The sequence below is a fragment of the Arthrobacter sp. MDB1-55 genome, assembly GCF_059092925.1.
This window is the reverse complement of record NZ_JBNHID010000002.1, coordinates 298,016-310,952: the sequence shown is the minus strand read 5'-3', so window position 1 is coordinate 310,952 and position 12,937 is coordinate 298,016. Positions and strand designations below refer to the sequence as shown.

The window sequence follows — 12,937 nt, the reverse complement described above, 5'->3', positions numbered from 1 at the left end:
CTGGCCCATTGCTTAAGCTGGGTCTGATCTTAGCAATGATCAGCTAGCTGATCAATACTCCGAGACGCTGCATCAGGCTCCCCTGGGCCGCCCCTGGTTCGAATGGCACTACAGTGTGACCGGTCAGGTTTCCACCCATCCGCAAGACCTTCTGCACCGAAGAATCAAGGTGCCCGCGCCCTGTCGATTAGGCTTGACTCGGGAACGGGCAAGGTGCAAGTAAATGCTGGGAGGGGCGTAATGCAGCACAAGATTCTGGTGGTCGACGACGACGCAGATATTCGCGACCTGGTCGCAACCAAGCTCGAGTCCAGTGGCTACGACGTAGAGACGGCCGGTGACGGCGTCACCGGGTTGGAACTCGCAACGAACAACAGCTACAGCCTCGTGATCTCTGACGTCATGATGCCCGGGATGTCCGGTGTGGACATGGTGCGGATGATGCGTGCGGCTGAACCTCCGGTCACGGTCCCTGTAATCCTCCTGACGGCGAAGAACCAGGAGCGCGACATCGAGAACGGCTTCGCGGCCGGCATTACCGATTACGTCGTCAAGCCCTTCAGCCCACGCGAGCTCGCAGCCCGCGTTGCCGGCATCCTCGCCCGCTGACCCAGGGTGCTGGTCTCCTGGGACGTACTGGCGGCTGTCGTCGTCGTACTGAGTATTGCGTGCCTTCTCGCGCTCGCCGCCGTGGTGGTCGTGAAGGGCTCACGCCACGCCCGCGAACGCAGCAGGACGGTGCACGACGCGGCCATCCGCCGTCGGATCATGGCGCTGGCGGTGGCCGAGGACGCCGAACTGGACGCGTTGATCGACGAGCTCTCGTCAGTACCCGGCGCGGTCGGCGACCACGTGGAGCAGACCCTCCTCAGGATGATCCCGGAGGTACGCGGTGACGTCCGCGAGGCGATGATCCGCGTCCTTGCCGGGCGCGGACTGCTCCGCCGGTCCCTCGACCGAATCACTTCCCGTAGCCCCATCCAACGCGCAGCCGCCGCTGAGCTCCTTGGCATTCTGGGCGGACGCGAGGTGGTTGATCCACTGACTGCAGCCCTGCACGACAAGAGCCTGGAAGTCCGGCTGGTAGCTGCCCGCGCGTTGGGTGTCGCCGCCAGACCAGAAGCCGGGGGGCATCTCGTCGACGCTCTCTCACTCAGCAGCGGTATTCCGCATTCCGTCGCGGCGACCGCCCTGCTGAACCTTCCCGAACAGGATCCGGCCGTGTACATCGAGGGACTCCTGGACCGGGACCCGGGGATCCGCTATGGGTCCGCAGCCGTCGTCGGACTGCTCCTCATGTCCGAAGCAGCCGAGGCCCTCTTCCAGTGCATGGTCACGGAAGGCGGCCGCCAGGACCCGTCCGACGTCGTTATTTCGACGTGCGCCCGATCCCTCGGAAGACTGGGCTACAAGCCCGCTACCGACGCGCTCGCGGAGCTCTCGTGCTCCGCTGAAGCGCCGTCGTCAGTGAGGCAGGCAGCCGGTGAAGCTCTGAAGGCGATGCCGGGCTCCGAGGCACGTGAAGTCCGCCGCCGGGTCATCGAACAGGCTGATGCGGACGTCCGCCGCATCCTCGTGGACGCATAGGGGGAGGGATGAACCAGGTACTGGAGCCGTTGAGGTCTGGAATCCAATGGCTGTTTGAACTGACGGCTTATCCCGTGCTCGCCTATTTCATCGTGATCAACACGTCGCTCCTGCTCCTGATCATCCTCGCCAGCGTCAACTTCACGGCGCACCTGCGGAGGCAGTCGTTCGCAGGCGCCCGGATCACTGCCGCATCTCCGTTGAGCCCGGGGATCTCGGTCCTGATGCCCGCCTTCAACGAGGGCGCAGTCATTGCCGCTTCAGTCCGTGCGGTGCTTGACCTCCGTTATCCCGACCATGAGGTCGTGGTTATCAACGACGGCAGTTCCGACGAAACCCTGCAGACGCTGATCGACGTGTACGACCTCGTTGAGGATCGGCGGGACGTCGCCATCAAGGTGCCCGTGCGCGGTAAGATCCGAGCGATCTACAGGGCACGGGATACGGCACTGCCCATTGTTGTGATCGACAAGGAGAATTCCGGGCGGTCCGACTCACTGAACATGGGTTTGAACGTGGCATCGAAGGACCTGGTGGTGATGGTCGACGCCGACAGCCTGCTGGACCCCGATTCCCTGCTTGTGGTGTCCAAGCCCTTCACCGACGATCCCGAGCACGTCATCGCCACCGGCGGTGTGGTGCGCGTGGCGAACGGCTGCAACGTTGTGGCCGGCCGGGTCGTCGACGTGAACATGCCCAAGAACTACTACGCCCGGATCCAGATCGTCGAGTATCTCCGCTCCTTCCTCCTGGGCAGGGCAGGGTGGTCACAACTCAACTCGCTCATCCTGATCTCGGGCGCTTTCGGGATGTTCCGCCGGGACCTGATCATCCGGGCGGGTGGGCTGGATGCTGACAGCATCGGTGAAGACTTCGAATTGGTCATGCGGCTCCACAAGATGATGCGTGACGAAAAGCGGAAATACCGCGTCATCTTCATCGCCGAACCTGTGTGCTGGACGGAGGTTCCATCCACCGCGGCGGTCCTGGCCCGACAACGACGGCGGTGGCACCGCGGTCTGTGGGAAGTGCTCACCAAGTACCGGAGCATGACCTTCAACCCCCGATATGGATCAGTGGGCATGGTCGCCTTGCCCTATTACTGGATCTTCGAGCTCATTGCCCCCGCCATCGAACTCTTCGGAATCATCATTGTCCCGTTGGGACTCCTACTCGGCGTGGTGAATGTCCCGTATGCGCTCGCCTTCATCGCGGTTGCTTATCTCTACGCGATCTTCGTGTCCCTGATGGCGCTGCTGGTCGAGGAAGCTTCCTTCCACCGCTACAGCCGGTGGCGCGACCTCGGAACAGCGCTGTGGGTCTCAGTGCAGGAGAACATCGGATACCGGCAGCTCACCGCCGTGTGGCGCATCCAGGGCTGGTGGGCAGCGCTTCGCGGTAAGAAGCAGGTGTGGGGCACCATGACCCGGACAGGCTTCGAGAACGCCTCACAGTAGCTCGGCCTGGTCCACCCCGTCGCCGCCGAACCAGACGCGCACGGTGAGGCCACCGCCGTCGGTCTCGTCGAGCTCGAGGTGGCCGCCGTGCGCCTGCGCGATCCGGTTGCACGTTGCAAGGCCGAGGCCGGTGCCGGCAACGTCGCTCTCCAGCCGTACAAGCGGTTCAAGCGCTCGCTGGCGGTTCTCGGGCGCGATCCCGATGCCGTTGTCGGCGAACTCCAGGCACCAGGAACCGGCAGGGCGGGTGGCACTGATCCGTATCGATGGAGACCTGTCCGGGTGCCGGTAGTTGAGGGAGTTTTGCAGTAGATTCTGCAGCAGCGCGTGCAATTGTGAGGGATCGGCTTCACCGACGAAGTCCTGAACCTCAACGTGCGCCCCGGCCGCAGCGATCGCCGGAGCGAGGTCCTCCTGTACCGCACTCACCGCCCGCGCGAGGCTGACCGGTTGAACCCGCAGCGCTCCGTTGGAACGGGCAAAATCAAGTAGATCACCAATCATCGAGGCCATTCTGCGCGCACTTGCGCCAATACGCTCCAAATAAATCCGGGTTTCGCTCTCCGGCGGTATGGCCGGCTCACCTTGAACGAGCTCGGCGAATCCCTGGATGCTGGTCAGCGGTCCCTGGAGGTCGTGACTCACGCGGCCGGCGAACTCTGCCAGCAGTTCGTTGCTGCGATTCAGCTCCTGCAGCGCCGTGCTCAACTGCCGCGTGCGCAGCTGTAGATTCAAGATGTCCATGATCTGGTGCGCCAGGGTTTCGAGGCTGCGCGTCTGTTGCTCCGAGATGGACCGGGGCACCTCGTCGAACACGCACAGGGTTCCCAGCGGATGCCCTTCACCGGTGACCAGAGGGGTGGAAGCGTAGAACCGAACGTTCGCGATCTCCCCGGTGACGAAGGGATTGTCGCGGAACCGAGGGTCCTCGAGGCAATCCTCAACAGTGATCGTCCGGCCATAACGGAAGACCACTGCGCACATCGAATCCTCGCGGGAGCACGCGCTGGCTGAAATGCCCCGCGCGGCTATCTGGTGCTGCTCATCAGCCGTGATGATGTTAATGACACCGTAGGGAACTCCACACACCTCGGCGGCCAGAGCCACGAGATTGTCGAGATTCTCATAGTAGGTGCCTTCCCTGTCCGTCAGGCCTTGGGTAAGGGAGTACTCCTGTAGTGCGGCGAGCCGCTGCTCCTCGGTTCCGCGGGTTACATCTATCGACACAGTGCAGCGCCTCCCCGTAGAAAGTACTCTTGCTCCTTCATGACCGATGCCTGTTGCACCACTTCCCCCTGCTATTCCCCTGTCGCGCCAGCCAAGATAGTGGCGTGATGGCCCAGCGTCAGGATCACGATCCGGACCAGCTTCTGTGGAAGTCTAACGTTTGGGGCTCTTGATTGTGCCCGGGAGAAGAGTCACCGGGTTGTCCGTTAATATCGTGAAGCGTCGCCGTCAGGCACGTCAGCTCATCCGGCACCCACACACACGGAAGGATCCTCAGGCGTGAAATCGCTGCTACCCGGGGCCTTCATCGGCGCCTTCGCGCTGGTCCTGTCCGGGTGCGCCGGCACCGTTCCCGAAGCGACGAGCAGCCTGAGCATGCCGGCACAGGAACCACTAACGCCACAGCCCTCTCCTTCTCCGATTGAGCCTCCCTCCCCGCGCTACGCCGGGGAAGAACCGGGAACCGCTGCCGCCATGGAGGATTGCCTCGTCGTAGCTGCAGGTGTTTCATCCGTACTGCTCGCGCCGCTGAGCTTCATGGGCGATGAAGACGCTGAGACCATGGCCAAGCTGGAAGACCAACTGCATCACCTGCACGGGAAGGTACCCGTGGAGCTCAAGCCCCACTTCGTCGAGGTGGCAGACGCTGCAGAGCGCGGCCACGACGGCGCCGGCGACTTCGATGAACCCGCCTTCCGGGAGGCTCTCAAGCCCGTGCAGCAGTGGCTCAGGGACCACTGCAATGAACCCGCAGGCTGAGCCTTTCGAGCGCGTGTCAAAGGTTCAGCGGAAGGGTTAGGCTGGGCTGGAGAGAAAGGGTCTCAGCATGGAGAACGAGCAGGAAGTGCGTCCCTCAGGTTCCTCGGCAGTTGCTGCTCCGGCCGCGTCCGGACGGACAACCATCTCGGAGACCGCTGTAGCCAAGGTCGCCGCGATCGCAGCCCGGAAGGTTCCGGGCGTCTATGCGCTGGGTAGTGGAACCGGCCGTGCACTCGGAGCGCTTCGCGACGTCGTCGGGGCCAGCGATCTGGCGCAGGGAGTGCACGTTGAAGTCGGGGAAATCCAGGCGGCAGTGGACCTCAATCTTGTTGCCGAATACGGATATCCGCTGACCGCAGTAGCCGATCAGGTGAGGGCGGCAGTGTTCGCCTCCGTCGGCGAGTTGGTGGGCCTGCACGTCATCGAAGTCAACGTTGAGATCAACGATGTGCACGTGCCCGGCCTGAACGATCCGAAGAGCCCCGACAAGCCACGCCCCGCGGCGAGCTAAGGAGACACCATGAACCTCACTGTCATCGGGATCCTGGTGGGTACCATTCTGGCTTTCGCTGCGCTGATCTTTCACTTCTGGGGCTTCCTCCTCGTAGCGCTCTTCATGGCCATCGGCGCATTCGTCGGGAGGGTCGCCGAGGGCAAACTCGACCTGCGCAGCGTGCGTGACGCCCTGGCCGGACGCCGTTCATCCTCGTGACCGCCGCACCTGCCGCTGATGAGCGGCTCTCCGGCCACAACCGGATCAGCACGCAGGCGCTCACCAGCACGGCCTGCGCCGTTGCTGCTGAGGTGCTCCACGTCCCCGTCAGGGACGTGCGTGCCAGCTGGTTCGACGACGCTGGTCTGCTTGCCCTCAACCTCGCCCTGCCTATCGCGGTGCCTTCGCTGCACAGGGTAGCGTCGGACCCTTCGACCGTTGCGGTGTTCGGCGGCTCGGTTGAGGATCGGGTGCACCGGGCCAAGGGAGAAATCCTGACGCGGGTGACCGAGCTGACGGGTTCACGGTTGAGCCGTGTGGACATCCGGGTCACGGGTGCCCGCGTCACCGATGGCGGGAGGACCAGGTGACGGACGACACCACGCGCCTGACCTCGGAGGTCATCCGACGCGAGATGCACTCATCACGGGCTGTTCCCGCCACCATCGCCGCAGTGCTGGTCATCCTGGTCTGCCTGTATGTGATGCTCGAGGCGGCGCTGAAGGCGCTCGGCCAGGAGCCGTGGCTGCTTGGCTCGGAGACCGCCGCCGGTTGGGTCGGATCCCTCCCGGAGGGAGTGTCGCCCACTGTGCTTGCCGCAGCCGGTGCCCTGCTTTTCCTTGTCGGTCTCTTTTTCTTCCTCGCCGCCGTCCTGCCCGGCAGGAGGGCGCGGCTGAGCATTCCCAACGAGCGCACCGCCGTCGTTGTGGACGCCGAAGTTCTGGCCTCCTCACTGGCGCGCCGTGCGCGGATCGCCGCGGGTGTGGCGCCGGAGCAGGTCCTGGTGACCATCGGGCGGCGACTGGTCGACGTGCAGGTACGGCCGACGTCGGGCATTCCGGTCAATGACGGGGCTGTACGGGCGGCGGTGGAGGATGAACTCCGCCGTACCGCCGTCGAACCGGTACCGGAGGTGCACGTGATCGTGGCGAAGTCAGGGGTGATCGGGCAGTGAACCAGACTCCCCGCACCGTCAACCGCATACTGCTCGGGCTGTTCGGACTCATCCTGATGCTGGCCGGTGGACTGGCGATGGCGCTGGGCGTACCAGCAGTTGCCCGCTGGTGGCAGACGACGGCGGCGCAGGCCGGTGAGGCGATCGACGGCGTCCTCGACGCGACCACCCTTGCCGGGCAGCGAGACAGCTGGCTCTGGATTGTTGTGGCGCTCCTGATGGTGCTGTTGGTGATCCTCATGCTCGCCTGGGTGGCGAACCAGGGGAAGGGCCGCTCCGGAACGCTGGCCTATGACGATGACGCCGATCCGGTACCGGGCAGCGTCACCATCAACGCCGCAGTGGCGGAGCAAGCGCTCAAGGCGGCACTGAGTGAGCGCGTGGACCTCGTGAACTCGGCGGTATCCACCTACGAGTTCCGGGGAAAGCCCGCGCTGAAAGTGAGAGTTTTCCCGCGGCAGGGCGTAGCTCCCTATGTGGTGGCGGAGGAAGTATCGACGCTGGTGGCAGCGCTCGATGAAGTACTCGGCGTCCAGACGCCGGTGCTGATCAGCGTCAGTTCGGGCGCCCGTTCGCGGTTCACGCGCGCCGAAAGAGTGCGCTAGGGGATCGCAGCCGGTGCCTGGACCTGCGGACGCAGGCGCAGTTCCTGCATACCGCCGTCCACGGCGATGAACGTTCCTGTGGTGGAGCCCGAGGACGCCGATGCAAGGTAGAGGACAGCACCCGCGACCTCGTCGGCGGTCACCAGGCGACCGTGGGGCTGGCGCCCTTCCAGCGCTGACCTCTCGGCTGCGGGGTCTGGCGCCGACTCCAGTAGACGGGATATCCATGGGGTGTCAGCGGTGCCTGGGTTGACGGCGTTGACGCGGATTCCTTCGCCCAGATGGTCCGCCGCCATTGCGCGGGTCAGCGACAGTACTGCCCCCTTGGTGGCGCTGTAAAGCGCGCGCTGCGGTAGTCCGGCTGTTGCGGCGATGGAGCAGGTGTTCACGATCGCGGCCGCCGGTGACCGGCGGAGATAGGGGAGCGCGGCGCGGGTCACGCGTACCAAACCCACAACGTTGATGTCCCAGACGCGGTGCCATTCGTCGTCGTCGTTGGTTTCCACCGTGCCCTGCGCGCCGATGCCGGCGTTGTTGACCACGATGTCGATCCGGCCGTAAGTAGTGATGACATCCTCGATGGCTGCTCGGACCGAGCTGTCGTCGCAGACATCACACAGCAGGCCGGTGATGCCGGACGGCGCGGCATCCGGCTCAAGGTCGAGGGCAACCACGAATGCTCCCGCTGCGCTCAGCCGCCTGGCGACTGCTGCTCCGATTCCGGATGCCCCGCCGGTGACCACCGCGACGAGTCCGTCGAGATCGCCCTGCCCGGTGCGAGTGCTCATGCGCGTTCCTGGCGGAAGAATTCCTGCCGTTGCCGGCCCAGCCCTTCAATCTCAAGCTCTACGACGTCACCCGGTTGGATGTAGGGGAAACGGCCGGACAACGCGACGCCCTCAGGCGTACCGGTAAGGATCACGTCCCCCGGCTCGAGGGCCATGTACTGACTGATGTGGTGTACGACGGTGGCGCAGTCAAAGATAAGGTCCGACGTCTTCGAATCCTGGCGGATCTCACCGTTCACCCAGCTGCGCAAGCGCAAAGAACCTGCATCAACCTCATCCGCCGGAATCAGCCAGGGCCCCAGCGGTGTCGAAGCGGGGAGGGATTTGCCCTTCGTCCACTGGCCTGCATCGCCCGGAATCTGATACTCCCGCTCCGACAGGTCATTGGCGACCACATACCCGGCAATCGCTGCTGTGGCCTCCTCGACGCCGGGCAGGTAGCTCGCTTCCCTGCCGATGATGATTCCGAGTTCCACCTCCCAGTCGTATTTACTCGAGTCGGGTGGGATAGGAGCGGCGTCGAACGGGCCGGCAACTGTATTGGAAGGCTTGAGGAAAATGACCGGTCGGCTGGGCGGGGCCGCCCCGGATTCGACGGCGTGGGCTGCGTAGTTCATGCCGACGCAGACGACGGCGGCTGGACGGGCTATGGGCGCGCCGACTCTGAGCGATTCCGCACCGGGCAATGCCGGCAGGGAACCGGCGGCAAGCGCCTCTCGCGTCCGTGCGATCCCGTCGTTGGCCAGGAAGGTACCGTCGATGTCCTTTGTCAGCCCTCGTAGATCGTAGGTGGTGCCGGCACTGAAGACTGCAGGTATTTCCCGGCGGAACTCGCCCAGTCGAAGGAAATGCATGGGGATCCTCGCTTACATCTGAACTATGCAGTGGTTGGTGACCCAGCGTAGCCCAAAAGCGCCGTCGTTGACACCCAGACATCCGATGTCTAGGGTCAGCTTAGTCCGACCCCCGATCAACTCGGTGCGGTCGCCACAGGCCGAGACAACAGGAGCCAGGCATTGAGCACGATTACAGCTGTCGAGATCTTCGACGTCCGTTTCCCCACATCAAAGCAGCTCGATGGCTCGGACGCCATGAACACTGATCCGGACTATTCCGCCGCGTACCTCAAGATTCTCACGGATGCCGGGGACGGCCATGAGGGCCACGGATTCGTCTTCACCATCGGCCGGGGAAATGATGTTGAGGCTGCCGCAATTGAAGCGCTGAAGGACATGTTCATTGGGCGCAGCGCCGAGGAGCTGCTCGATGACATGGGGGCCACCTGGCGCGAACTGGTTCATGATTCACAACTGCGTTGGCTGGGGCCCGAGAAGGGGGTCATGCACATGGCCATCGGTGCCGTGATCAACGCGCTGTGGGACCTCAAAGCAAAGAGGGCGGGGCTCCCTCTCTGGCAGCTACTGAGCCGCATGTCTCCGGAAGAACTGGTCGACCTGCTGGACTTCCGGTATCTGACGGATGCCCTCACTCGTGACGAGGCGCTCGAGATACTGCGCAGCGCAGAACCGGGACGCAAGCAACGCGAACAGGAACTTGTCGCCGAGGGTTATCCGGCCTATACAACGACCCCGGGTTGGCTCGGGTATTCGGACGAGAAACTCGCCAGGCTGTGCCGGGAAGCGGTGGAGGACGGCTTCCTCCAGATCAAGCTCAAAGTCGGAGGCGACCTGGCGGATGACCGTCGTCGTCTGGAAATTGCACGCGGGACAGTGGGTCCGGATATTCTCATCGCCGTAGATGCGAACCAGCGCTGGGACGTGGCCGAGGCGGTCCGATGGATGGCGGAGCTGGCCGAGTTCGATATCGCGTGGATAGAAGAGCCCACCAGCCCGGACGACATACTGGGCCATGCCGCCATCTCCCGGGCTATTGCACCCATCCCCGTGGCCACGGGCGAGCACGTGCAGAACCGGGTGGTGTTCAAGCAGATGCTGCAGGCCGGAGCGCTGCAGGTGCTGCAGATTGACGCCGCCCGCGTGGCCGGAGTGAACGAGAACCTCGTCATTCTCCTGCTTGCGGCCAAATTCGGCGTGCCCGTCTGTCCGCATGCCGGAGGGGTCGGTCTGTGCGAAGCGGTCCAGCACCTTTCCATGGTGGATTTCGTCGCGGTATCCGGTTCGCGGAGCGGCCGCGTCATTGAGTTTGTCGACCACCTGCACGAACATTTCGTTACGCCGATCGACGTACGTCAAGGGCGTTATTGGCCTCCGCTGGCGCCGGGCGCGGGAGCGGAGATGTGCATGACGTCACTTCGGGAATACTCCTACCCAGGCGGTCCGGCATGGCAGCCCGAAACATCGGATATGGCGAGATAACGCGGGGGTCGCAGTGGAACAGGTAAAGCGGGGTACGAATATGTTCCCCGGCCCATTGGGCTTCGGCGCGGCCGGGATAGGAAACCTGTATCGCGAGGTGCCCGACGAGGTTGCGTGGGAGACGCTGGAGGCGGCATGGGATGGGGGAATCCGCTATTTCGACACTGCCCCGCACTACGGACTGGGGCTCTCCGAACGCAGACTCGGCGAGTTCCTGAGGACTAAACCACGGGAAGAGTTTCTTGTCTCCACCAAGGTCGGCAGGCTGCTCCGGCCCAACAACCGCTTCATCGGCCAGAGCGACGACGAGGGGTTTGCAGTTCCCGCCCGCACCACGCGGAGGTGGGCGCCTGATGAAGCGGGGGTAAGGGCCAGCGTCGAGGAGTCCCTCGATCGCATGGGACTCGACAGCGTCGACATCCTCTACCTGCATGATCCCGATGTCTATGATCTGGATGAAGGAATTCGCACAGCCCTTCCCGCGCTCGAGAAGTTGCGCCGGGAGGGTATGGCGAAAGCCATCGGGGTGGGTGCAAACTCCGCCGACGCGTTACTCGCCTGCGTCGAAAATGCTGATCCCGACCTCATCATGCTTGCCGGCCGCTACACCCTGCTTGAACAACCGGCCCTGAACGGGTTGCTGCCAGCCTGCACGCGCCGCGGTGTGGGGGTGGTCAATGTGGGCGTCTTCAACTCGGGTCTGCTTGCCTCGCACGCCGTCCGTGATGACGCACACTACAACTACCGGCCGGCACCACAGCCTGTCATTGATCGTGCACGTCGCCTCGCTGACGTGTGCAGGGAGTACGACGTCGAACTACCGGCTGCTGCGATCCAGTTCAGTCTGCGGCACCCGGCCGTAAGGACGGTCGTCGTCGGCGCGCGAACGCGTGACCAGATCCGACAGAACATGGCACATATGGCTACGGAAATTCCTGATCAGCTCTGGGAAGCGCTGATGAGTGAGGGTCTGGTGCCGGCGTAATGCGCACTGTTGATTCGCACCTGCACCTGTGGGACCTGGCGGCAGGCCGCTACTCGTGGCTCACCCCTGCGGCGGGGGAAATCTACAGGACCTACACCGCCGAGGAAGCGCGGGGGGAATTGGATGGGGCAGGTATCGATGACGCGATACTGATTCAGGCGGAGGATTCGGTCGCCGATACGCAGTTCATGCTCAGTCAAGCTTCCGAACACGCCTGGATAACCGGCGTCGTAGGTTGGATTGAGCTGGAGAATCCCGCAGTCGCCGAGCAAGCGCTCGCCGGCTACTCAGAAGAGCCAACCTTCGTTGCTGTACGGCACCTCGTGCATGACGACCCGCGTGACGATTTCCTGTCTATGCCGATTGTACGGACGTCACTGAAACTCCTTGCCTCCTCGAACCTGCCGTTCGATGTGCCGAATGCGTTTCCGCGCCACCTCGAAGCGGCGCTGGACCTTGCGAGATGCCTCCCCGAACTCCACGTGGTCATCGACCATCTCGGCAAACCACCGCGGGGAGAGGCCGAGGCGTACGAGTTGTGGAGCCGGCAACTCAGGCGATTCACGGACCTGCCCAACGTCACGGCGAAGGTGTCGGGTCTGGCGGTTACCGGTCAACCACTGACAGCAGACGGGCTTCAACCGGTGTGGGACCTTGCACTGGAAGTATTCGGGCCGCACCGGTTGATGTACGGCGGAGATTGGCCGGTTTCGTTGCTCGGCGCGACCTACGCCGAAACAAGCGGTGCGCTTCAGGAGTTGGCATCCCAGCTCTCCGCTGAAGAGCGGGAAGCGTTCATGGGCGGAACGGCGTCCACGGTTTATTCGCTCAGCCTGCGTCCCGGGTGCCGGTAGCCTCGCGCAACCACTGCTCAACACCGCTGATGTGCACAGTCATGAGTGCCCTGGCCAGCTCTGCGTCTCCGCGAGCAAGCGCGTCGGCGATGGCGTGATGCTCCGACAACGTGCGGGACACGGCACGATCCTGGGTGATGCCCCGCCAGACTCGGGCGCGTACTGTGCTGCTGGAGAGCCCCTCCAGCAAGCTGCAGAGATAGGTATTGCCTGCCGCAGCGGCAATCAGTCCGTGAAACTCCAGATCGTGCGCAACCAGGTCTTCCACCGACGTTTCGTCGTGCGCCGAAGCAATTGACTGCCGTAGTGCTTCCAGCTGGTCGGGTCTCATGCGGGCAGCTGCCAGTCCGGCGGAAGCAGGCTCGAGAATCCGTCGGACTTCGAACAATTCGAGCACGGAACTGTCCTGATGAAGATCGACGACGAACGCAATCGCCTCGGTCAGAAGGTTCGGCTCGAGGCTGGTGACATAGGTTCCATCACCTCTCCGCACGTCAAGCACCCGGATGAGATCCAGCGCTTTGACCGCTTCACGCAATGAACTGCGGGAGAGGCCCAGACGTTCGCTCAATTCTTTCTCCGGGGGAAGCCGGTCGCCCGCCTTCAACTCTCCCGAGAGCAGCATCTCCTTGATCCGGATGATTGCTTCGTCTGTTACGGCCATGAGCCCAT

General features: G+C 63.6%; 16 protein-coding genes. 12 read left to right on the top strand and 4 right to left on the bottom strand.

From position 1 onward, the window contains the following. Positions 1-240 precede the first annotated feature (240 nt). The 3 genes from AC5RU3_RS08630 to AC5RU3_RS08620 are packed head-to-tail and all read left to right on the top strand — an operon-like array spanning position 241 to position 3,044. On the top strand, positions 241-609 hold the full coding sequence (locus tag AC5RU3_RS08630) for a response regulator transcription factor (protein WP_309072308.1): 369 nt from the start codon (positions 241-243) through the stop codon (positions 607-609). Between the two features lie 6 nt (positions 610-615). Further along, the gene (locus AC5RU3_RS08625; protein WP_493965302.1) at positions 616-1,587 is read left to right on the top strand and encodes a HEAT repeat domain-containing protein; all 972 of its coding nucleotides are present in this window, start codon (positions 616-618) and stop codon (positions 1,585-1,587) included. 8 nt (positions 1,588-1,595) lie between these two features. Then, positions 1,596-3,044 carry a glycosyltransferase family 2 protein gene (locus AC5RU3_RS08620; protein WP_309072306.1) on the top strand — a complete coding sequence of 483 codons (1,449 nt, stop codon included), beginning with the start codon at positions 1,596-1,598 and terminating at the stop codon, positions 3,042-3,044. Here the strand turns inward: AC5RU3_RS08620 and AC5RU3_RS08615 are convergent. Beyond that, entirely contained in the window at positions 3,036-4,271 is a 1,236-nt protein-coding gene (locus AC5RU3_RS08615) for a sensor histidine kinase (protein ID WP_493965301.1), read from the bottom strand. The two genes, AC5RU3_RS08620 and AC5RU3_RS08615, sit on opposite strands and share 9 nt — an antisense overlap. A gap of 279 nt (positions 4,272-4,550) precedes the next feature. Here AC5RU3_RS08615 and AC5RU3_RS08610 point away from each other — a divergent pair, with 279 nt between their 5' ends. From AC5RU3_RS08610 to AC5RU3_RS08585, 6 genes are all read left to right on the top strand, one after another. Next, positions 4,551-5,030 (top strand): hypothetical protein, encoded by a 480-nt coding sequence (locus AC5RU3_RS08610; protein WP_309072304.1) that lies wholly within the window; start codon positions 4,551-4,553, stop codon positions 5,028-5,030. Positions 5,031-5,097: 67 nt separating this feature from the next. After that, the gene (locus tag AC5RU3_RS08605; RefSeq protein ID WP_309072303.1) at positions 5,098-5,541 is read left to right on the top strand and encodes an Asp23/Gls24 family envelope stress response protein; all 444 of its coding nucleotides are present in this window, start codon (positions 5,098-5,100) and stop codon (positions 5,539-5,541) included. Between the two features lie 9 nt (positions 5,542-5,550). Beyond that, the gene (locus AC5RU3_RS08600; RefSeq protein WP_204533590.1) at positions 5,551-5,742 is read left to right on the top strand and encodes a DUF2273 domain-containing protein; all 192 of its coding nucleotides are present in this window, start codon (positions 5,551-5,553) and stop codon (positions 5,740-5,742) included. Next, on the top strand, positions 5,733-6,113 hold the full coding sequence (locus tag AC5RU3_RS08595; RefSeq protein WP_375164447.1) for a hypothetical protein: 381 nt from the start codon (positions 5,733-5,735) through the stop codon (positions 6,111-6,113). The genes AC5RU3_RS08600 and AC5RU3_RS08595 overlap by 10 nt, the downstream gene beginning before the upstream one ends. Then, positions 6,110-6,697, top strand: coding sequence for a DUF6286 domain-containing protein (locus AC5RU3_RS08590; RefSeq protein ID WP_493965300.1), 588 nt, complete (start codon positions 6,110-6,112; stop codon positions 6,695-6,697). The genes AC5RU3_RS08595 and AC5RU3_RS08590 overlap by 4 nt, the downstream gene beginning before the upstream one ends. Then, complete coding sequence (locus AC5RU3_RS08585) at positions 6,694-7,302, top strand: hypothetical protein (RefSeq protein WP_309124459.1); 609 nt, start codon at positions 6,694-6,696, stop codon at positions 7,300-7,302. Before AC5RU3_RS08590 ends, AC5RU3_RS08585 begins: the two co-directional genes overlap by 4 nt. Here the strand turns inward: AC5RU3_RS08585 and AC5RU3_RS08580 are convergent. Both AC5RU3_RS08580 and AC5RU3_RS08575 read right to left on the bottom strand, forming a co-directional pair. Next, positions 7,299-8,090, bottom strand: a complete 792-nt coding sequence (locus AC5RU3_RS08580; protein ID WP_493965299.1) for an SDR family NAD(P)-dependent oxidoreductase — start codon at positions 8,088-8,090, stop codon at positions 7,299-7,301. The two genes, AC5RU3_RS08585 and AC5RU3_RS08580, sit on opposite strands and share 4 nt — an antisense overlap. Further along, on the bottom strand, positions 8,087-8,944 hold the full coding sequence (locus AC5RU3_RS08575; protein ID WP_493965298.1) for a fumarylacetoacetate hydrolase family protein: 858 nt from the start codon (positions 8,942-8,944) through the stop codon (positions 8,087-8,089). The genes AC5RU3_RS08580 and AC5RU3_RS08575 overlap by 4 nt, the downstream gene beginning before the upstream one ends. A 162-nt stretch (positions 8,945-9,106) precedes the next feature. Here AC5RU3_RS08575 and AC5RU3_RS08570 point away from each other — a divergent pair, with 162 nt between their 5' ends. The 3 genes from AC5RU3_RS08570 to AC5RU3_RS08560 are packed head-to-tail and all read left to right on the top strand — an operon-like array spanning position 9,107 to position 12,265. Further along, complete coding sequence (locus AC5RU3_RS08570; RefSeq protein ID WP_493965297.1) at positions 9,107-10,426, top strand: L-fuconate dehydratase; 1,320 nt, start codon at positions 9,107-9,109, stop codon at positions 10,424-10,426. A gap of 40 nt (positions 10,427-10,466) precedes the next feature. Beyond that, on the top strand, positions 10,467-11,411 hold the full coding sequence (locus AC5RU3_RS08565) for an aldo/keto reductase (RefSeq protein ID WP_493965296.1): 945 nt from the start codon (positions 10,467-10,469) through the stop codon (positions 11,409-11,411). After that, positions 11,411-12,265 (top strand): amidohydrolase family protein, encoded by an 855-nt coding sequence (locus AC5RU3_RS08560; RefSeq protein ID WP_493965295.1) that lies wholly within the window; start codon positions 11,411-11,413, stop codon positions 12,263-12,265. The genes AC5RU3_RS08565 and AC5RU3_RS08560 overlap by 1 nt, the downstream gene beginning before the upstream one ends. Here the strand turns inward: AC5RU3_RS08560 and AC5RU3_RS08555 are convergent. Then, complete coding sequence (locus AC5RU3_RS08555) at positions 12,240-12,929, bottom strand: FadR/GntR family transcriptional regulator (protein WP_493965294.1); 690 nt, start codon at positions 12,927-12,929, stop codon at positions 12,240-12,242. The genes AC5RU3_RS08560 and AC5RU3_RS08555 overlap by 26 nt on opposite strands. Positions 12,930-12,937 lie beyond the last annotated feature (8 nt).

Bases quoted from the DNA above. Each gene is read 5' to 3' on its own strand.
- AC5RU3_RS08605 (WP_309072303.1), top strand. From the start codon at position 5,098: ATGGAGAACGAGCAGGAAGTGCGTCCCTCAGGTTCCTCGGCAGTTGCT.
- AC5RU3_RS08575 (WP_493965298.1), bottom strand. From the start codon at position 8,944: ATGCATTTCCTTCGACTGGGCGAGTTCCGCCGGGAAATACCTGCAGTC.
- AC5RU3_RS08630 (WP_309072308.1), top strand. From the start codon at position 241: ATGCAGCACAAGATTCTGGTGGTCGACGACGACGCAGATATTCGCGAC.
- AC5RU3_RS08600 (WP_204533590.1), top strand. From the start codon at position 5,551: ATGAACCTCACTGTCATCGGGATCCTGGTGGGTACCATTCTGGCTTTC.
- AC5RU3_RS08560 (WP_493965295.1), top strand. From the start codon at position 11,411: ATGCGCACTGTTGATTCGCACCTGCACCTGTGGGACCTGGCGGCAGGC.
- AC5RU3_RS08555 (WP_493965294.1), bottom strand. From the start codon at position 12,929: ATGGCCGTAACAGACGAAGCAATCATCCGGATCAAGGAGATGCTGCTC.
- AC5RU3_RS08565 (WP_493965296.1), top strand. From the start codon at position 10,467: ATGTTCCCCGGCCCATTGGGCTTCGGCGCGGCCGGGATAGGAAACCTG.
- AC5RU3_RS08580 (WP_493965299.1), bottom strand. From the start codon at position 8,090: ATGAGCACTCGCACCGGGCAGGGCGATCTCGACGGACTCGTCGCGGTG.
- AC5RU3_RS08620 (WP_309072306.1), top strand. From the start codon at position 1,596: ATGAACCAGGTACTGGAGCCGTTGAGGTCTGGAATCCAATGGCTGTTT.